Origin of the sequence: Streptomyces sp. NBC_00210 (genome assembly GCF_045160975.1) — a bacterium.
GTDB lineage: Bacteria > Actinomycetota > Actinomycetes > Streptomycetales > Streptomycetaceae > Streptomyces.
Genome location: NZ_CP108120.1, coordinates 3,634,110 through 3,652,455 on the forward strand (window position 1 = coordinate 3,634,110; position 18,346 = coordinate 3,652,455).

At 68.1% G+C, this 18,346-nt stretch carries 18 protein-coding genes and 1 tRNA gene; 3 read left to right on the top strand and 16 right to left on the bottom strand.

All coding sequences use genetic code 11. The features are described 5' to 3' along the window. Window positions 1-45: 45 nt before the first annotated feature. The 8 genes from rpoB to OG729_RS16425 all read right to left on the bottom strand — a co-directional run bounded on the left by rpoB (window position 46) and on the right by OG729_RS16425 (window position 8,484). Complete coding sequence (rpoB, locus tag OG729_RS16390; RefSeq protein WP_360878778.1) at window positions 46-3,531, bottom strand: DNA-directed RNA polymerase subunit beta; 3,486 nt, start codon at window positions 3,529-3,531, stop codon at window positions 46-48. A 577-nt stretch (window positions 3,532-4,108) separates the two neighbouring features. Next, window positions 4,109-4,492, bottom strand: a complete 384-nt coding sequence (rplL, locus tag OG729_RS16395; protein ID WP_360878775.1) for a 50S ribosomal protein L7/L12 — start codon at window positions 4,490-4,492, stop codon at window positions 4,109-4,111. A 109-nt stretch (window positions 4,493-4,601) separates the two neighbouring features. Next, window positions 4,602-5,132: a 50S ribosomal protein L10 gene (gene rplJ / locus OG729_RS16400; protein WP_360878772.1), complete on the bottom strand. Its 531-nt coding sequence runs from the start codon at window positions 5,130-5,132 to the stop codon at window positions 4,602-4,604. 491 nt (window positions 5,133-5,623) lie between these two features. Continuing rightward, complete coding sequence (gene rplA, locus OG729_RS16405; protein ID WP_360878769.1) at window positions 5,624-6,346, bottom strand: 50S ribosomal protein L1; 723 nt, start codon at window positions 6,344-6,346, stop codon at window positions 5,624-5,626. A 108-nt stretch (window positions 6,347-6,454) separates the two neighbouring features. Further along, window positions 6,455-6,889, bottom strand: a complete 435-nt coding sequence (gene rplK / locus OG729_RS16410) for a 50S ribosomal protein L11 (RefSeq protein WP_307661693.1) — start codon at window positions 6,887-6,889, stop codon at window positions 6,455-6,457. 169 nt (window positions 6,890-7,058) lie between these two features. After that, on the bottom strand, window positions 7,059-7,940 hold the full coding sequence (nusG, locus tag OG729_RS16415) for a transcription termination/antitermination protein NusG (protein WP_405806759.1): 882 nt from the start codon (window positions 7,938-7,940) through the stop codon (window positions 7,059-7,061). A 75-nt stretch (window positions 7,941-8,015) separates the two neighbouring features. Further along, window positions 8,016-8,303: a preprotein translocase subunit SecE gene (gene secE, locus OG729_RS16420; RefSeq protein WP_360878760.1), complete on the bottom strand. Its 288-nt coding sequence runs from the start codon at window positions 8,301-8,303 to the stop codon at window positions 8,016-8,018. Window positions 8,304-8,411: 108 nt separating this feature from the next. After that, window positions 8,412-8,484 (bottom strand) — tRNA-Trp (locus OG729_RS16425). A 192-nt stretch (window positions 8,485-8,676) separates the two neighbouring features. Between OG729_RS16425 and OG729_RS16430 the strand changes: the two genes are divergently transcribed. Next, a complete protein-coding gene (locus tag OG729_RS16430; protein WP_360878757.1) occupies window positions 8,677-9,903 on the top strand; it encodes a pyridoxal phosphate-dependent aminotransferase in 1,227 nt (408 codons plus the stop codon). A 199-nt stretch (window positions 9,904-10,102) separates the two neighbouring features. Then, window positions 10,103-11,122 (top strand): adenosine deaminase, encoded by a 1,020-nt coding sequence (locus tag OG729_RS16435; protein ID WP_405806761.1) that lies wholly within the window; start codon window positions 10,103-10,105, stop codon window positions 11,120-11,122. Here the strand turns inward: OG729_RS16435 and OG729_RS16440 are convergent. After that, window positions 11,119-11,712 carry a TetR/AcrR family transcriptional regulator gene (locus OG729_RS16440; protein WP_405806763.1) on the bottom strand — a complete coding sequence of 198 codons (594 nt, stop codon included), beginning with the start codon at window positions 11,710-11,712 and terminating at the stop codon, window positions 11,119-11,121. The genes OG729_RS16435 and OG729_RS16440 overlap by 4 nt on opposite strands. A gap of 108 nt (window positions 11,713-11,820) precedes the next feature. On the opposite strand from OG729_RS16440, the gene OG729_RS16445 reads away from it, so the two are divergent. After that, complete coding sequence (locus OG729_RS16445; RefSeq protein WP_405806765.1) at window positions 11,821-12,453, top strand: NAD(P)-dependent oxidoreductase; 633 nt, start codon at window positions 11,821-11,823, stop codon at window positions 12,451-12,453. A 10-nt stretch (window positions 12,454-12,463) separates the two neighbouring features. Here the strand turns inward: OG729_RS16445 and OG729_RS16450 are convergent, their stop codons facing one another. The 7 genes from OG729_RS16450 to OG729_RS16480 form a co-directional block, all read right to left on the bottom strand. Beyond that, window positions 12,464-13,327 (bottom strand): hypothetical protein, encoded by an 864-nt coding sequence (locus OG729_RS16450; protein ID WP_405806767.1) that lies wholly within the window; start codon window positions 13,325-13,327, stop codon window positions 12,464-12,466. Beyond that, window positions 13,324-13,848 carry a SigE family RNA polymerase sigma factor gene (locus tag OG729_RS16455; protein ID WP_360878742.1) on the bottom strand — a complete coding sequence of 175 codons (525 nt, stop codon included), beginning with the start codon at window positions 13,846-13,848 and terminating at the stop codon, window positions 13,324-13,326. The genes OG729_RS16450 and OG729_RS16455 overlap by 4 nt, the downstream gene beginning before the upstream one ends. A gap of 97 nt (window positions 13,849-13,945) precedes the next feature. After that, entirely contained in the window at window positions 13,946-15,001 is a 1,056-nt protein-coding gene (locus OG729_RS16460; protein WP_405806768.1) for a UDP-N-acetylmuramate dehydrogenase, read from the bottom strand. A gap of 163 nt (window positions 15,002-15,164) precedes the next feature. After that, window positions 15,165-16,625: a DHA2 family efflux MFS transporter permease subunit gene (locus tag OG729_RS16465; protein ID WP_405806769.1), complete on the bottom strand. Its 1,461-nt coding sequence runs from the start codon at window positions 16,623-16,625 to the stop codon at window positions 15,165-15,167. An 81-nt stretch (window positions 16,626-16,706) separates the two neighbouring features. Then, the gene (locus OG729_RS16470) at window positions 16,707-17,264 is read right to left on the bottom strand and encodes a TetR/AcrR family transcriptional regulator (RefSeq protein ID WP_405806771.1); all 558 of its coding nucleotides are present in this window, start codon (window positions 17,262-17,264) and stop codon (window positions 16,707-16,709) included. A gap of 170 nt (window positions 17,265-17,434) precedes the next feature. Beyond that, complete coding sequence (locus OG729_RS16475) at window positions 17,435-17,863, bottom strand: MaoC family dehydratase (RefSeq protein ID WP_360878730.1); 429 nt, start codon at window positions 17,861-17,863, stop codon at window positions 17,435-17,437. A gap of 6 nt (window positions 17,864-17,869) precedes the next feature. Next, window positions 17,870-18,322: a MaoC family dehydratase N-terminal domain-containing protein gene (locus OG729_RS16480; protein WP_360878727.1), complete on the bottom strand. Its 453-nt coding sequence runs from the start codon at window positions 18,320-18,322 to the stop codon at window positions 17,870-17,872. Window positions 18,323-18,346 lie beyond the last annotated feature (24 nt).

The window sequence follows — 18,346 nt, forward strand, 5'->3', positions numbered from 1 at the left end:
CCGGGGCAGGGCCGGGGCCTCACGAGGAGGTCCCGGCCAGACCCGTCAGACCTCTTCGACGCTGCTCGGCTCGCGCCGGGACAGGTCGATACCGAGCTCCTCCGCAGCGCGGAAGACGTCCTCGTCCGTGTCGCGCATCTCGATGGACATACCGTCCGAGGAGAGCACTTCCACGTTGAGGCAGAGCGACTGCATTTCCTTGATGAGCACCTTGAAGGACTCGGGAATGCCGGGCTCGGGGATGTTCTCGCCCTTGACGATGGCCTCGTAGACCTTCACGCGGCCGGTGACGTCGTCGGACTTGATGGTCAGCAGTTCCTGGAGGGCGTACGCGGCGCCGTATGCCTCCAGCGCCCACACCTCCATCTCACCGAATCGCTGGCCACCGAACTGAGCCTTACCACCCAGCGGCTGCTGGGTGATCATCGAGTACGGGCCGGTCGAGCGGGCGTGCAGCTTGTCGTCGACCAGGTGGTGGAGCTTGAGGATGTACATGTACCCGATCGAGATCGGGTCCGGGAACGGCTCGCCGGAGCGGCCGTCGAACAGGTTGGCCTTGCCGGACGGCTGGACCAGGCGGTCACCGTCGCGGTTCGGGATCGTGGCCTCGAAGAGACCCGCGATCTCGTCCTCGCGCGCACCGTCGAAGACCGGTGTCGCGACGTTGGTGCCGGGGGCGACCTGGTCGGCGCCGATGGCCTGCAGGCGCTGGGCCCAGTCGTCGGCGAGACCCGAGACGTCCCAGCCGCGGCTGGCGAGCCAGCCGAGGTGGATCTCGAGGACCTGTCCCGGGTTCATTCGGGACGGGACACCGAGGGGGTTGAGGATGATGTCGACCGGGGTGCCGTCCTCCAGGAACGGCATGTCCTCGATCGGCAGGATCTTCGAGATGACGCCCTTGTTGCCGTGACGGCCGGCGAGCTTGTCACCGTCGGTGATCTTGCGCTTCTGCGCGACGTACACGCGAACCAGCTGGTTCACGCCCGGCGGCAGCTCGTCGCCCTCCTCGCGGTCGAAGACGCGTACGCCGATGACCTTGCCGGTCTCGCCGTGCGGCACCTTCAGCGAGGTGTCACGGACCTCACGCGCCTTCTCGCCGAAGATCGCGCGGAGCAGACGCTCCTCCGGGGTCAGCTCGGTCTCGCCCTTGGGCGTGACCTTGCCGACCAGGATGTCTCCGGCGACGACCTCGGCACCGATACGGATGATGCCGCGCTCGTCGAGGTCGGCGAGGACCTCCTCGGAGACGTTCGGGATGTCCCGGGTGATCTCCTCGGGGCCGAGCTTGGTGTCACGGGCGTCGACCTCGTGCTCCTCGATGTGGATCGAGGAGAGGACGTCGTCCTGCACGAGGCGCTGCGACAGGATGATCGCGTCCTCGTAGTTGTGACCCTCCCACGGCATGAACGCGACCAGCAGGTTCTTGCCGAGCGCCATCTCGCCCTGCTCGGTGGCCGGACCGTCGGCGAGGACCTGGCCCTCGACGACCCGGGCGCCCTCGTCCACGACAACCTTCTGGTTGACCGAGGTGCCCTGGTTCGACCGGGAGAACTTGGCGATGCGGTACGTGGTGTACGTGCCGTCGTCGTTGGCGACGGTGATGTAGTCCGCGGAGACCTCCTGGACAACACCTTCCTTCTCCGCCTTGATGACGTCACCGGCGTCGACCGCGCAGCGGTACTCCATGCCGGTGCCGACCAGCGGCGCCTCGGCCGTGATCAGCGGAACGGCCTGGCGCATCATGTTCGCGCCCATGAGGGCACGGTTGGCGTCGTCGTGCTCGAGGAACGGGATCATGGCGGTCGCGACCGACACCATCTGGCGCGGCGAGACGTCCATGTAGTCCACGTCGGAGCCCGGGACGTAGTCGACCTCGCCGCCACGGCGGCGGACCAGGACACGAGCCTCTGCGAAGCGCATGTCGTCGGTCAGCGCGGCGTTGGCCTGCGCGATGACGAACCGGTCTTCCTCGTCGGCGGTCAGGTAGTCGACCTCGTCGGTCACCTGGTCGTCGACGACCTTGCGGTACGGCGTCTCGACGAAGCCGAACGCGTTGACCCGGCCGTACGAGGCGAGCGAGCCGATCAGACCGATGTTCGGGCCTTCAGGGGTCTCGATCGGGCACATGCGGCCGTAGTGCGACGGGTGCACGTCACGGACCTCGAAGCCGGCCCGCTCACGGGACAGACCACCCGGGCCAAGAGCCGACAGACGGCGCTTGTGGGTGAGACCCGACAGCGGGTTGTTCTGGTCCATGAACTGCGACAGCTGGCTGGTGCCGAAGAACTCCTTGATGGAGGCGACGACCGGCCGGATGTTGATCAGGGTCTGCGGCGTGATCGCCTCGACGTCCTGGGTCGTCATGCGCTCACGCACGACGCGCTCCATACGAGCCAGACCCGTGCGGACCTGGTTCTGGATGAGCTCGCCGACGTTGCGCAGACGGCGGTTGCCGAAGTGGTCGATGTCGTCGGTCTCGACGACGATCTGGGTGCCGCTCTCGCCCACGGTCTCGGTCTCACCGGCGTGCAGCTTGACCAGGTACTTGATGGTCGCGATGACGTCGTCGGTGGTGAGCACGCCGGCGTCCAGCGGCTCATCCGCGCCGAGCTTCTTGTTCACCTTGTAGCGGCCGACCTTGGCGAGGTCGTAGCGCTTCGGGTTGAAGTAGAGGTTCTCGAGCAGCGTCTGAGCGGCCTCACGCGTCGGCGGCTCGCCCGGACGGAGCTTGCGGTAGATGTCGAGCAGCGCGTCGTCCTGGCCCTGGGTGTGGTCCTTCTCCAGGGTGGCGCGCATGGACTCGTACTCGCCGAACTCCTCGAGGATCTGCTCGGTGGTCCAACCGAGAGCCTTGAGCAGGACGGTGACGGACTGCTTGCGCTTGCGGTCGATGCGGACACCGACCATGTCGCGCTTGTCGATCTCCATCTCCAGCCAGGCACCCCGGGACGGGATGATCTTGGCCGTGAAGATGTCCTTGTCGGACGTCTTGTCGATGTTGGAGTCGAAGTAGACACCCGGCGAGCGGACCAGCTGCGACACCACGACACGCTCGGTGCCGTTGATGACGAAGGTGCCCTTGTTGGTCATGAGCGGGAAGTCGCCCATGAAGACCGTCTGGGACTTGATCTCGCCGGTCTCGTTGTTGGTGAACTCGGCCGTGACGAAGAGCGGGGCAGCGTACGTGAAGTCGCGCTCCTTGCACTCGTCGATGGAGTTCTTCGGAGGCTCGAAGCGGTGGTCGCGGAAGGTCAGCGACATCGACCCGGAGAAGTCCTCGATCGGAGAGATCTCCTCGAAGATCTCCTCCAGACCGGACTTGGTGGGGACGTCCTGTCCGCTTTCGAGAGCCGCCTCGACACGAGCCTTCCATGCGGCATTGCCGAGCAGCCAGTCAAAGCTCTCGGTCTGCAGCGCGAGGAGGTTCGGAACCTCGAGGGGCTCCTTGATCTTTGCAAAGGAAATGCGCAGCGGGGCGGTGCTGGCGCCGTTGTTCGTATTCGCGGTCGAGGCGTTGCGCGAGGCGGCCAAGAGGGGGTCCTTCCGAGGGCTCGGACTCACTACGCGCGTACCGGTCCCACGATGGGCACGGAGACAGACGCTCCTGATTGGTCAAATGACCAGGTCAGGGATGCTTCCATCAACGATGCTCATACGTGGGGATGCCCCTGGTGACGGGCAGGGGGCAGTTAACAGGCAGCGCAAAGGGTCAGTGTAGCCACTTGGCACACTGATGTCCAGTGCGGGTTTTCGAGACCCTCGTTGTCCTCAACTCCGCGGAACCCTCGCGCCGTGTGGCGCACATCGATACTGCCCGTTCGGTCGTCGATCCATGCCTCGGATACGGATCGTTGTGACGACGCGTCCTGAGAATTGCGCGCTGCGTGCGGTTCGTCAAGGCCCCCCAACCCAAACTGGCTGCTGAGATCGTCACTGACCAGGACTGACCAGGGTCTGGAGCGCACGGCGAAGATCACCATACTCGCCGCTTCCGGAAGAGCAAGGCAGGCCGTCACAACGCCGAAGGGCGACCACCCGGATGGGTGATCGCCCTTCGCTGTGTCCCTTGCGGCCCCTTGCGGAGCCACGAGTCAGAGACTCAGTGGGGTCACTTGACCTCGACGGAGGCGCCGGCGGCCTTGAGGGACTCGGCAGCCTTCTCAGCGGCCTCCTTGGCGACCTTCTCGAGGACCGGCTTCGGGGTGCCGTCGACGAGGTCCTTGGCCTCCTTCAGACCCAGCGAGGTCAGCTCACGCACGACCTTGATGACCTGGATCTTCTTCTCGCCGGCGCCGGTGAGGATGACGTCGAACTCGTCCTGCTCGGCCTCGGCCTCGACCGGGGCACCCGTGGCGGCAACGCCGGCAGCGGCGACCGGGGCGGCGGCGGTGACGTCGAACTTCTCCTCGAAGGCCTTCACGAACTCGGAGAGCTCGATGAGGGTCATCTCCTCGAACTGCGCAAGCAGGTCGTCCTGGCTGAGCTTCGCCATGATGGCGGTCCTTCCACTAATTCGGCTGGTGCCGGGTGTATGTGTCGGCGGGCGTGCGGCCCGCTGCAACCAGCGCCTTCAGGCGGCGCTGATCAATGCGCGAGCCGAATTACTCGGCACCGCCCTGCTCGGCCTTCTTGGCACGAAGCGCCTCCGCGGTGCGGACGAACTTCGAGGGAAGCGCCTGGAAGAGCGCGGCAGCCTGGGACTGCTTGCCCTTCATGGCGCCCGCCAGCTTGGCGAGCAGAACCTCGCGGGACTCGAGGTCCGCAAGCTTCTTGATCTCATCGGCGGACAGCGCCTTACCGTCAAGGACACCGCCCTTGATGATGAGGTTGGGGTTGTCCTTGGCGAAGTCACGAAGACCCTTCGCCGACTCCACCGGGTCACCGGTGATGAAGGCAACCGCCGTCGGACCCGCGAAGAGGTCGTCCAGCGTGTTGATCCCGGCCTCGTTGGCCGCAATCTTGGTCAGCGTGTTCTTCACCACGGCGTACTGGGCGTTCTCACCGAGCGAACGACGCAGTGTCTTGAGCTGCGCCACGGTGAGACCCCGGTACTCGGTCAGCACGGCGGCGTTCGAGCTGCGGAACTGGTCCGCGAGCTCGGCTACCGCGGCAGCCTTGTCGGGCCTTGCCATAGAGCGTCGGCCTCCTTCCGGGTGATGAGGACCGCTCAGAAGGGGCTGGACAAAACGAAACGCCCCGGCGCAGGCGCACGGGGCGTAGCTCAACCGGAGCGAGTCCGGGAACTTTCCACAGTCACCTGCGCAGGACGTCCGCAGCTAGCGGATCCTTCGGCCGCTGCACCCTCTTGCGAGCGCACAGCAACGACCAGCGGTCTTTGGCTTCTGTGGAAGAGTACGGGACCGGATCCCGGTCAGGCAAATCGGGCCTTACGCAGTCCGCTTCCGGCCCCGCCGGCCTGCTTCACGGCGCCCGCCAGAGGGCCGCCGACGCACTCCGGCTTCCCCCGGGCCGGTGATGCAGTCCCCAGGGCCGCCAGCGGGCTCACAGCCGTCACACCGACGCCCCGGGCCCGCCTCCTGCCCGGCAAAAGAACCGGCCCCCGCGCCTCGTACGAGGTGCGGGGGCCGGCTTCAGTACGCGAGACCCGCGACTGCCGTCAGACTCAGACGGCGGCCGGGTCCTCCTCGACGAGGAGGTTGCGGGTGCGGTTGGAGTCCAGCGGGATGCCGGGGCCCATCGTCGTGGTCAGGGTCGCCTTCTTGATGTAGCGGCCCTTCGCGGCGGACGGCTTCAGACGGAGGATCTCCTCCAGCGCCGTGGCGTAGTTCTCGACCAGCTTCGTCTCGTCGAAGGAGACCTTGCCGATGATGAAGTGCAGGTTCGAGTGCTTGTCGACACGGAACTCGATCTTGCCGCCCTTGATGTCGTTCACAGCCTTGGTGACATCGGGGGTGACGGTGCCGGTCTTCGGGTTCGGCATCAGACCACGCGGACCGAGCACGCGGCCGAGGCGGCCGACCTTGCCCATGAGGTCCGGGGTGGCGACGACGGCGTCGAAGTCCAGACGGCCCTTCGCCACTTCGTCGATGAGCTCGTCGGCGCCGACGATGTCGGCGCCCGCGGCACGCGCGGCCTCGGCGCGGTCACCGGTCGCGAAGACCAGGACCCGGGCGGTCTTACCGGTGCCGTGCGGGAGGTTCACGGTGCCACGGACCATCTGGTCGGCCTTGCGCGGGTCAACGCCCAGACGGAAGGCGACCTCGACGGTGCCGTCGAACTTGGTGCTGGCGGTGTCCTTCGCAAGACGGACGGCCTCGAGCGGGGCGTAGTTGCGCTCCCGGTCGATCTTGGCGTCCGCGTTGCGGAGAGCCTTGCTGCGCTTCACTTCTTCTCCTGGTGGTTCAGGTATGGAGTCGTGGTGCGGACCAGCGCGTGGTCCTGCCACTGAGGTCTACGGCGCCACATGTGCTGCCGGCGCCGAGTGGGGGCTGATTCAGCCCTCGACCGTGATGCCCATGGAACGGGCGGTGCCGGCGATGATCTTCGACGCGGCGTCCAGGTCGTTGGCGTTCAGGTCGGGCATCTTGACCGTGGCGATCTCACGGACCTGGGCGCCGGTGAGCTTGGCGACCTTGGTCTTGTGCGGCTCGCCGGAGCCCTTGTCCACACCCGCGGCCTTGAGGATCAGCTTGGCGGCCGGCGGAGTCTTGGTGATGAAGGTGAAGGAACGGTCCTCGTAGACCGTGATCTCCACCGGCACGACCATGCCACGCTGCGACTCGGTCGCGGCGTTGTAGGCCTTGCAGAACTCCATGATGTTGACGCCGTGCTGACCCAGCGCGGGGCCGACCGGCGGTGCCGGGTTGGCCGCGCCGGCCTGGATCTGGAGCTTGATAAGCCCCGTGACCTTCTTCTTCTTGGGAGGCATTGCTCTCTCCGGGTCCTAGTGAGAGTTTCCAGCGCTCCAGCCGATCATCCGGATGGAGGCATACCGCACAACGATAACGGGTATAGCCGTGCGGCCAAAAACCGAGCAGGTCAGAGCGGCTGCGAGAGCCGTTCTGACCTGGTCGGAGGCATATGTTCCAGAGAGTGTGTCAGTTCTTCTGGATCTGGTCGAAGCTCAGCTCGACCGGGGTCTCGCGGCCGAAGATCTCGACGAGGCCCTTGACCTTCTTCGAGTCGGCGTTGATCTCGTTGATCGTGGCCTGCAGCGTCGCGAACGGGCCGTCGGTGACGGTGACCGAGTCGCCGACCTCGAAGTCCAGCACCTGGACCTCGACCTTGCGGGCCGGAGCCGGCTTGCCCTCGGCCTCGGCAGCCTCGCGGGCGGCCTTCTCCTCGGCCTCCGGGGCGAGCATCTTGACGATCTCGTCCAGGGTCAGCGGGTACGGGTCGTAGGCGTTGCCCACGAAGCCGGTGACGCCGGGGGTGTTGCGGACGACGCCCCAGGACTCGTTCGTCAGGTCCATACGGACGAGCACATAGCCGGGGAGCTTGTTCTGGCGGACGTTCTTGCGCTCGCCGTTCTTGATCTGGACGATCTCTTCCTCGGGCACTTCGGCCTGGTAGATGAAGTCCTCGACGTTCAGCGAGACGGCGCGCTGCTCAAGGTTGGCCTTCACGCGCTTCTCGTACCCGGCGTACGTGTGGATGACGTACCACTCGCCGGGCAGACCGCGGAGCTCCTCGCGCAGGGCGGTGACCGGGTCGACCGGGGCCTCGGGCTCGGCCGGCTCGCCCTCTTCGAGCTCTGCGGCGGCGGCCGGGTCGGCCTCCTCCACGGCGAGCTCGTCCTCATCGACCTCGGCCGCCTCGCCCTCGACGGTCATCGCGGCCACCTCGGCCGGCTCGCCCGCGCCGGCATCGGCAGCCTCGGCCTCGTCAGGCTCCACAGCGTCCGCCGCCACAACGATGTCGAGCTCGTCCTCTACGGACTCGACCGACTCGCCGGCGTCGTTCAGGTTCGGGTCAGACACGGTGGCTGCTTCTTCCTGGATACAGATGGGGTGGAACATGCGAAAGGGGCGCCGCTGCCGGCGCCCTCCGCGGGATCAGCCGAAGACGTACTTGACGGCTTCCTGGAACCCATAGTCAATCACGGTCACCAGACCAATCATGACGACTACGAAGACAATCACCACTGTGGTGTACGTCGTCAGCTGACTGCGAGTGGGCCAGACGACCTTGCGCAGCTCGGCGACGATCTGGCGGTAGAAGAGCGCGAGACGGCCCAGGGGGCCCTTCTTTCCGCGCTTGCCGCCCTTGCGGGACTTCTTCTTCGACTCCGGCGCCTCGTCCTCGGCATCAGGCATGTCGATGGAGCCCACGGCGTCCGTCACGATCTTTCACCTGGTTCCGGGTCGTGGCCGTGCCGCACCCGGTGGAGCCGCACGGCGGTTCATTGAATGTACGTACATGCGCACACAACCTGGCGGAGGTGTGTGTAGCAGGGCCGGAGGGACTTGAACCCCCAACCGCTGGTTTTGGAGACCAGTGCTCTACCAATTGAGCTACGACCCTTTGTGGTTTCCCCAACCTACCCCATCCCACGATGTGGTTGGTGAGGGCCAACGACGAGTGAGTGTACGTGGTCATGGGCCCGGCGTCGAACAGATAGCTCCCGAGCGCTTCCGGTCCGCTACTCGAAAGCTTTCGGTCCGCTCCTCGAAACACGTGTGCCGGGCGCGATTGCCGTCTGGGACCATGGGCCGCATGAGCGCTGCAACCCCTCCGACCGAGCGCCGGGTCTCCGCCCGCATCGGCGCGATCTCCGAGTCCGCGACCCTCGCCGTCGACGCCAAGGCCAAGGCCCTCAAGGCCGCCGGGCGCCCGGTGATCGGCTTCGGCGCCGGTGAGCCCGACTTCCCGACGCCCGACTACATCGTCGAAGCGGCCATCGAGGCCTGCAAGATCCCCAAGTACCACCGGTACACCCCGGCCGGCGGGCTCCCCGAGCTCAAGGCCGCCATCGCCGCGAAGACGCTCCGCGACTCCGGCTATGAGGTCGAGGCCTCGCAGATCCTGGTCACCAACGGTGGCAAGCAGGCGATCTACGAGGCCTTCGCTGCCATCCTCGACCCGGGCGACGAAGTCATCGTGCCGGCGCCGTACTGGACCACCTACCCCGAGTCGATCCGGCTCGCGGGCGGTGTCCCGGTCGACGTCGTCGCCGACGAGACCACCGGCTACCGGGTCTCCGTCGAGCAGCTGGAGGCGGCGCGCACGGAGCGTACGAAGGTTGTGCTGTTCGTCTCGCCGTCCAACCCGACGGGCGCGGTCTACAGCCGGGCCGACGCCGAGGCGATCGGCCGCTGGGCCCACGAGCACGGCCTGTGGGTGCTGACGGACGAGATCTACGAGCACCTGGTGTACGGCGACGCCACGTTCACCTCGCTGCCGGCGCTCGTGCCCGAGCTGCGCGACAAGTGCATCGTGGTCAACGGTGTGGCCAAGACCTATGCGATGACCGGCTGGCGCGTGGGGTGGATCGTGGGCCCGAAGGACGTGGTGAAGGCCGCGACCAACCTGCAGTCGCACGCCACGTCGAACGTCTCCAACGTGGCACAGGTCGCGGCACTGGCCGCCGTCTCCGGTTCGCTGGACGCGGTCGCCGAGATGCGGACCGCCTTCGACCGCCGTCGCCAGACGATCGTGCGGATGCTCAACGAGATCGACGGCGTGCTCTGCCCGGAGCCGGAGGGCGCCTTCTACGCGTACCCCTCGGTGAAGGCTCTGCTCGGCAAGGAGATCCGCGGCAAGCGCCCGCAGACCTCGGTGGAGCTGGCGGCGCTGATCCTGGACGAGGCCGAGGTGGCGGTCGTACCGGGCGAGGCCTTCGGTACGCCGGGCTATCTGCGGCTGTCGTACGCCCTGGGCGACGAGGATCTGGTCGAGGGTGTGTCGCGGCTTCAGAAGCTGCTGGCCGAAGCGCGCGACTGACGTCCTGGGGCAGTCCGCCGCAGTCACGGCAGTCCAACGACGGCCCGGCGAGGGTCCGTCGAGGGTTCGTCGAGGGTTCGTCGACAACGAAAGACCACCGGCTCACACGAGTCGGTGGTCTTTCGTTTCTTCGTTCGGGCAAGAACCCGATCGGGGAAAGGGGCTGCCGCGCGGCGGGCGGGTGCGGCAAGATCCTGCAATGGAGCGCGTACGAGATCTCAGCCTGCTGCCGAAGGCCCACCTGCATCTGCACTTCACCGGCTCGATGCGGCCCACCACGTTGCTGGAGCTCGCCGACAAGTACGGCGTCCATCTGCCCGATGCGCTGACCAGCGGGGAGCCCCCCAAGCTGCGGGCCACCGACGAGCGCGGCTGGTTCCGCTTCCAGCGGCTGTACGACATGGCGCGTTCCTGCCTGCGCCGGCCCGAGGACATCCAGCGGCTGGTGCGCGAGGCCGCCGAGGAGGACATCAAGGACGGCTCGGGCTGGCTGGAGATCCAGGTCGACCCGACCTCGTACGCACCACGGCTCGGCGGGCTGATCCCGGCCCTGGAGATCATTCTGGACGCGGTGGAGACCGCGGCGCGGGACACCGGTCTGGGGATGCGGGTGCTGGTCGCCGCGAACCGCATGAAGCACCCCCTGGACGCCCGCACGCTGGCGCGGCTCGCGGTGCGGTACGCGGAGCGCGGCGTCGTCGGCTTCGGCCTCTCCAACGACGAACGCCGGGGCATGGCACGGGACTTCGACCGCGCCTTCGCGATCGCCCGGGACGGCGGGCTGCTCGCGGCGCCGCACGGCGGCGAGCTGACGGGCCCCGCGTCGGTGCGGGACTGCCTGGACGATCTGCATGCCTCGCGCATCGGCCACGGGGTGCGGGCCGCGGAGGACCCCCGGCTGCTGCGGAAGCTCGCCGAGCGCGGAGTGACCTGCGAGGTGTGCCCCGCCTCGAATGTGGCGCTGGGTGTGTACGAGAAGCCCGAGGACGTGCCTCTGCGGACGCTGTACGACGCGGGGGTGCCGATGGCACTGGGGGCTGACGACCCGCTGCTCTTCGGCTCACGGCTGGCCGCTCAGTACGAACTGGCGCGCAGGCATCACGGCTTCACGGACGAGGAACTGGCGGAGCTGGCCAGGCAGTCGGTGCGGGGATCGGCGGCGCCGGACGAGGTGAAGGCCAAGCTGGAGGCCGGTATCGACGACTGGCTGACCGGCTAGCCGATTCCGCGCAGGAGGGTGCGTGCGAGGCAGGCGGCGAACTCTTCGACGGACTGCGGGGGTTTTCCGTCCTCGGTCATGTCGTACGCGAAGGCGCGCTGGGCACAGGCGCCGAGGAGCAGGGACGCCGCGGCGTAGGTGTCGGCTTCGGGGCTGATACGGCCGGCGGCCTGCTCGGCGCGGAGGTAGGCGTCGAGGCCCCGGATGGGCATGTGCGGGCCTCTGCCCATCTCACGCATGGCCGCGTCGTGGCGCTGCTTCAGCTTGGGCTCGGCGTAGAGCGAAGCGGCGATCGGGAAGCTCTGGGCGTAGAAGAGGGCGGCTTCGCGGGCGATCTCGGTGAGGTTCTCCCCGACACTCCGCTCCCCCGGGTCCTCGGCCAGCCGGCTCAGCAGCGGGTTGAGCCTGGGCAGCCGCTCCTTCAGCACGGTCACGAACAGGTCTTCCTTGCTCGCGAAGTACTTGTAGAGCGCTGCCTCGGAGCAGCCGGCCGCCTTGGCGATCTCCTTGGTGGTGACGCGGGCGAGACCGATGGTGAGCATGAGCTCATGGGCGGCGTCGAGGATGCGGACGCGAGCCGGTTTCTGCATGGATCCTCCGACCGGGAGACCTGGACCCGGACCTGCACTTGACGGGTGGGTGAGTGTTTACCCACTCTAGGGGTGAGTGAACACTTACCCACCTTGGAGGTGCGGGCAATGAGGCTCACGGTTTTCGGTGCGACCGGCGGCATCGGACAGGAGATAGTGCGGCAGGCGCTGGCGTCGGGACACGAGGTGACGGCGGTGGTGCGCGATCCGTCACGGTTCCCGATCACAGGCCCTGACCTGCAGGTGTTCAAGGCGGACCTGAAGGAGGGCGAGTCGTTGCGGGCGGCCGTGGTCGGGCGCGACGCGGTGCTCTCGGGTCTGGGGGCACGGCGCCGCGCCGACGCCGGGATCGCGGCGAAACTGACGCGCTCGGTGCTGTGGGCGATGGAGGCGGAGGAGACGCGCCGGCTGCTGGTGGTCAGCGCGGGCCCGCTCGGTCCGGCCCCGGAGGGTACGCCGCTGCTCGACCGCACGATGCTGGCGGTGATCAACACGCTGCTGAGGGACGTGTACGACGATCTGCGGGCCATGGAGGAGGAGCTGGCCCGCAGTGCGACGGACTGGACGTCGGTGCGTCCGCCGCGGCTGCTGAACAAGCCGGTGACGGGCTCGTACCGGACGGTCGTCGGGGGCAATCCGCGCAGCGGGCGGACGATCGGGCGCGCGGATGTGGCGCACGCGATGCTGGCGATGGTGGACGACCCGGCGACGGTCAAGCAGGGGGTCGGGGTGGCGTACTGACCCCAATGAGTCAGGCACAGATGGGGCGTTCGCCATCGTAGGGACGGAAGGTGATCGGGGCGTGGCCGGGGAGCTCGAAGCGCGCCTTGTCCGGCGACGTCAGGGTCATCTCTCCTGGCACGGTGAAGGGGGCGGTCTCCCGGCCGTCCGGCAACGGCCTGTGCTCGATGAGCGAGGTCTCCTTGTCCGAGATCCACTCCCTCCCGCCGAAGAAGGTGTGGTACCGGGGGCCGCACTCCACAAGCCCGTGGACGTAATGGACCCCGGTCTCCGGGCGCTCCGACTCGGCCGACGTGCCCGGCGCTCCCGGAGTCCCGGGAGAATCGTTCAGACAGGTCGGCCAGGACGGAGCGCCCTTCTTCGTCCCCGCGTGTGGGTGGTACGTCCACGACGGACCGCCCGCGACCGGTGTGATCCGTACGGTGTCGGCGTCTGTACGCGTCAGATACACCTTGTGGAACGGGACAGCCCAGCTGATCACATGCGCGAGGCCGCTGTCCTTGGTGGTCCAGGCCTTCCCCCCGAGCACGATGTGGTCCAGATCGCACCGGAGGGGCAGGGCGTACCGGTAGGTGACCCCGATTTCCGGCATGGCGGTGCCCGGTTCGAGCGGTGGGTCCCCGGCAGTGCTCGCGACCGAGGAGTCCGGGGCGCGGGACGGCGAAGTGTCCGTCAGATGCAGCCCCAACCCCGTGCCGCCCGCCACCAGCACCGCCACGCTGCACATCACGGCCGCGCGACGCACGCGGCGGGCGCGGCGGCCCTTCGCCAGTACCGTGTCCACGGCCTGGGCCCCCGCGGAGCCGTCCGCGTCGGCCAGCTCGTGCAGGCCCCGCCTCAGCAGGTCCTCGTCCGAGTGAGTCGTGTCGCTCATCGCGTGCCCCTTCCCGCGTAACCGGCCAGCGCCCCCGTCGCGCGCAGCCGCTCCAAGGCCCTGTTGGTACGGCTCTTGACCGTCCCGGGCGAACAGCCGAGCAGCTCGGCCGTCTGTTCCACCGACAGGTCCTCGTAGAAGCGGAGCACCACCACGGCGCGCTGGGCACGGGGCAGGGCGGCGAGTGCACGGCCCAGTTCGAGCCGTGCCTCCGCGCTGCCCGCCATGTCGTGACCGTCCGGAGCACTGTCCTTCTCCGGGCGGACGACTTCCGTGTGCCAGCGGCGCCTGCGCCAGGTCGCGTAGAGATTGACGACCACCTTGCGCGCGTACGCCTGGGGCGAGTCCCAGCCCGCCGAGCGGCCCCAGCGCAGATAGACGCGCACCAGCGCGGCCTGCACCAGGTCCTCTGCGGTGTGCGGATCGCCGGTCAGCAGACGGGCGGTCCGCAGCAGCGACGTATGCGCCGCCGTCACGAAATCCGCGAACTCCAGGTCGCGTGCCGAACCGCCGTCGCCCACAGGCGCTCCCCCCGAGGAGTGTGGTCCTGAAGGACCCTGTCACCCACTCGACAACGTGGCGGGCTCGGGGGGTTCCATCGGTTTTTGCAGGCGGTCCTTACAGGCTGACGCCGACCGTCACCGGCTCATTGACCAATGTGACCCCGAAGGCCTCGCGCACGCCCGCGAGGACCTCGCGGGCCAGTGCCAGCAGATCCTCGGTGGTGGCTTCGCCGCGGTTGGTGAGGGCGAGGGTGTGTTTGGTGGAGATACGGGCCGGGCCGGAGCCGTACCCCTTGGTGAAGCCGGCCTTGTCGATCAGCCAGGCCGCCGAGGTCTTGGTGTGGCCGTCCCCCGCCGGGAAGGCGGGCGGCACGACGTCCGGGCCGAGGCGGTCCCGGACCCGGGCGAGGAAGACCTCGTACGCGGCCTGGTCGAGGATCGGATTAGTGAAGAACGAGCCCGCCGACCAGGTGTCGTGGTCCTCGGGGTCCAGCACCATGCCCTTGCCGGCGCGCAGCTTCAGGACGCTCTCGCGGGCCGCTGCGGCCGGGACGCGGTCGCCCGCCTCGACGCCGAGGGCCCGGGCGGTCTCGGCGTACTTGAGGGGAGCCGAGAGGCCGTCCGCGTCCTCCAGTTCGAAGCGGACGCGCAGGACGACATAGCGCTCGGGGTCCTGCTTGAAGCGGCTGTGGCGGTACGAGAAGGCGCACTCGGCGTTGGGGACGGTGACCGTCTCGCCGGTGCGGCGGTCGTAGGCGACGACCTCGGTGATGGTGCTGGAGACTTCCTGGCCGTACGCGCCGACGTTCTGGATCGGCGTGGCACCGGCCGAGCCGGGGATGCCGGCCAGGCACTCGATGCCCGCGAGGCCCGCCTCCACGGTGCGGGCGACGGCGTCCGTCCAGACCTCGCCGGCCGCCAGCTCCAGCCGCGTGCCGTGGAGTTCGAAGCCCTTCGTCGCGATGCGGAGGGCGGTGCCTTCGAAGCCCTTGTCGCCGATGACCAGATTGCTGCCGCCGCCGATGATCAGCAGCGGGGTGCCGGCGGCGTCCGCCGCGCGTACGACGGCGACCACCTCGTCGTCGGTGGTCGCCGTGACGAGTCGGGTCGCGGGGCCGCCGAGCCGGAAGGTGGTCAGGGGGGCGAGGGGGACGTCGTGGAGTTCCTGCACGGGGACAAGGGTACGGTCCGTGGCCCGCCGCTCGGACGGGAGCACGGACCGTGGACGTGTACCTCTTCTCATACGGCTCATGCGGCGACTTTCGTACGCCTTGTCATGCGCCTGGAACTGAGCCTGCAACTGGCCCTGGTCCGGCGCCGGGCCAAGCGCCTTGTCACACGGCGACGGACTGGGGCTCCTCGGTGGCCTGGGCAGGCGCCTTTGACACGCTCTGCGCGGCCTGCGCGGCCTGCTCCATGCGGCGGCGGCCGGGGATCAGCAGGGCGATCAGCGCCGCCAGCGCCACGGCACCCGCGCCGATCCAGAGCGCCGGGACGGTGCCGTCGGTGAAGGCGTCGGGGGTCTGGTATCCACCCTGAGCTGCGAAGACAGCACCCAGGACCGCGACGCCCAGGGCACCGCCGACCTCGCGCAGAGCGTTGTTGGCGCCGGAGGCGATGCCCTGTTCAGCGGGGCGGACGCTGGACATGACCACGCTGGCCGCCGGGGCGAAGTACAGGGCCATGCCGACGCCGCTGAGGATCAGACCGGGGAGCTGGACCGCGTACGACACACCCGGCTCGAGGACCAGGGCGAAGAGCCCGAGGCCGACGGCCTGGAGGGCGAGGCCGGTGGCGACGACCGGGCGGCCGCCGATCTTGTCGGAGAGTATTCCGGCGATCGGAGCGACGATCAGCGGCATACCGGTCCAGGGGAGCATCCGCAGGCCGGCCTCGGTGGGCGAGTAACCGGCGACGCCCTGCAGGAACTGGCTGAGCAGGAAGATCGAGCCGAACATGCCCAGGAACATCAGCAGGCTCGCGATATTGATCCCGAAGAAGGCGCGGTCACGGAAGAGCCGCATGGGAAGCATGGGGTTCTTGCTGACGAGCCCGTGCCGGACGAAGGCGACGAGGAGCAGGGTTCCGACGATCAGACCGGTCAGGATGGGGGTGCTGGTCCAGCCGTCGGCCTGGCCGTTGACCAGGGCGTAGACGATCCCGAAGAGCCCGCCGCTGACGAGCAGGGTGCCGGGTACGTCGAGCCGGGCGTTGGGGGCGTACGACTCGTCCAGACGCAGCCGCGCCAGGGGCAGCAGAGCCAGGCCGATCGGTACGTTCAGCCAGAAGATCCACCCCCAGGAGATGTGCTCGGTGAGGCTGCCGCCGATGAGCGGACCGCTGGCGACGGCCAGGCCGGTGACAGCACTGAAGATGCCGAGGGCCGCGCCGCGGCGGGCCGCCGGGACGGCCGCGGTGAGCAACGTCAGCGTCAGCGGCATCATGATCGCGGCGCCGACGCCCTGGACGGCGCGGGCGGCGATCAGCGCGTCGATACCGGGCGCGAGGGCAGCCGCGGCAGACGCGCCGGTGAAGACGGTCAGGCCCGCTATGAAGAGCCTGCGGCGGCCGAAGCGGTCGCCCAGCGCGGCACCGAGCATCAGCAGGACGGCGAAGGTGAGCGTGTATGCGCTCACCGTCCATTCGAGGTCCTCCAGCGCGCCGCCCAGGTCCTCGCGGATGGAGGGGAGGGCGGTGGTGACGACGAGGTTGTCGAGGGCCGCCATGAAGCCGGCGACGCTGGTGATGACAAGAGCCCAGGCAGCGCTGCCGCGGCGGGCTGTTTGCTGGTTCATTGCTCCCCCAGAGGATTAGTTATTGATGACTAACTTTTACGGGCAGAACTCACCCACCCCCGAGGGGACGGGACGGTGCTCCTAGCGCGGAGCCTTGAGATCGGACATGTCGAGTCCGGACCAGACCCGGTGGTCCTCGGGGAAGCCCAGCGCCACCAGAACGTTGATCAGCATGCCGCAGCCGAGGAAGTCGGTCGTCTCGCTCGCGTCCCCGGCGAAGGCGACCTGCGCCAAGTCCCAGATCTCGGCCCAGGCAGCCCTGATCTCTTCGCCGAACTCGTGATCGCCGGCCGCCTCGGCGGAGGCCACCGCGACATACGTCTGCATCTGCATCAGCAGCTTGTCGCTGTCGTTGATCATCCGCATGTACGCGGCCGCCATCGCCTCGAGCGGTGAGCTGTCGGGACGCTGCTCGAGCGCGTCGGCGAAGGCTTTGGGGGTCTCCTCGAGGCAGCGAAGGGCCGCCGCCAGGAACAACTTCCGCTTGTTCTTGAAGAGACGGAAGAGATACGGCTGCGACACTCCGACCCGCTTGGCGATCGCCTCGGTGGAGGTGCCGTTGTAGCCGCCGCGCGCGAACTCGGTGATCGCGGCGCGGATGACGCTCTCACGTCGCTCGTCTGCGCTCATCCTGACCATGTGAAGTAAGTTAGTGGCCAATCACTAATTAAGTCAAGAGCTGGCGGGAACGTTTCGCACGAAGTACACGAAGTAAGGGGCACCCGCTACTGACGGGTGCCCCTTACTCGTATGCGCTGCGCTCGGGACTCGTACCGCTCAGGACTCGTACCGCTCAGGACTTGTCCTGCTCAAGCGAGCTGCACCACGGCACGGGACATCCCGAGCACCTTCTGCCCGGCGCTCATCGCCGTCAGGTCCACCCGCACCCGGTTGCCGTCCAGCTTCACCGCAACCTTGCCGCTGACCTCGATCAGCGCGCCCTTGTCGTCGTTCGGCACGACGACGGGCTTGGTGAAGCGCACGCCGTACTCGACGACAGCGCCCGGGTCACCCACCCAGTCCGTCACCACGCGGACCGCCTCGGCCATGGTGAACATGCCGTGCGCGATCACGTCCGGCAGCCCGACCTCGGTGGCGAACTTCTCGTTCCAGTGGATCGGATTGAAGTCGCCCGAGGCACCCGCGTACTGCACCAGCGAGGCGCGGGTCACCGGGAAGCTCTGCGCCGGCAGCTCGGTGCCGACCTCGACGTCCGCGTAAGAGATCTTCGCCGTCATGACGTCTCACACCTCCTCGGCGGCGCGCGCCACCAGCTTCGTCCAGGCGGTCACGACATGCTCGCCCGCCTCGTCGTGCACCTCACCGCGGATGTCCACGATGTCGTTGCCCGCAAGGGACTTGATGCTCTCGATGGTCGACGTGACCGTCAGCCGGTCCCCCGCCCGCACCGGCCGGGTGTACGCGAACCTCTGGTCGCCGTGCACCACCCGGTCGTAGTCCAGCCCCAACTGCGGGTCCTGAATGACCTGTTCCGCCGCCTTGAAAGTGATCGCGAAGGCGAAAGTCGGCGGAGCGATCACATCGGAGTGGCCGAGCGCCTTGGCGGCCTCCTGGTCGGTGTACGCGGGATTGGCGTCACCCACCGCCTCGGCGAACTCGCGGATCTTTTCCCGGCCGACCTCATAGGGCGAGGTGGGCGGATAGGTCCGCCCCACGAAGGACTGGTCGAGCGCCATGGACTGGCTCCCTCCTGCTGGATT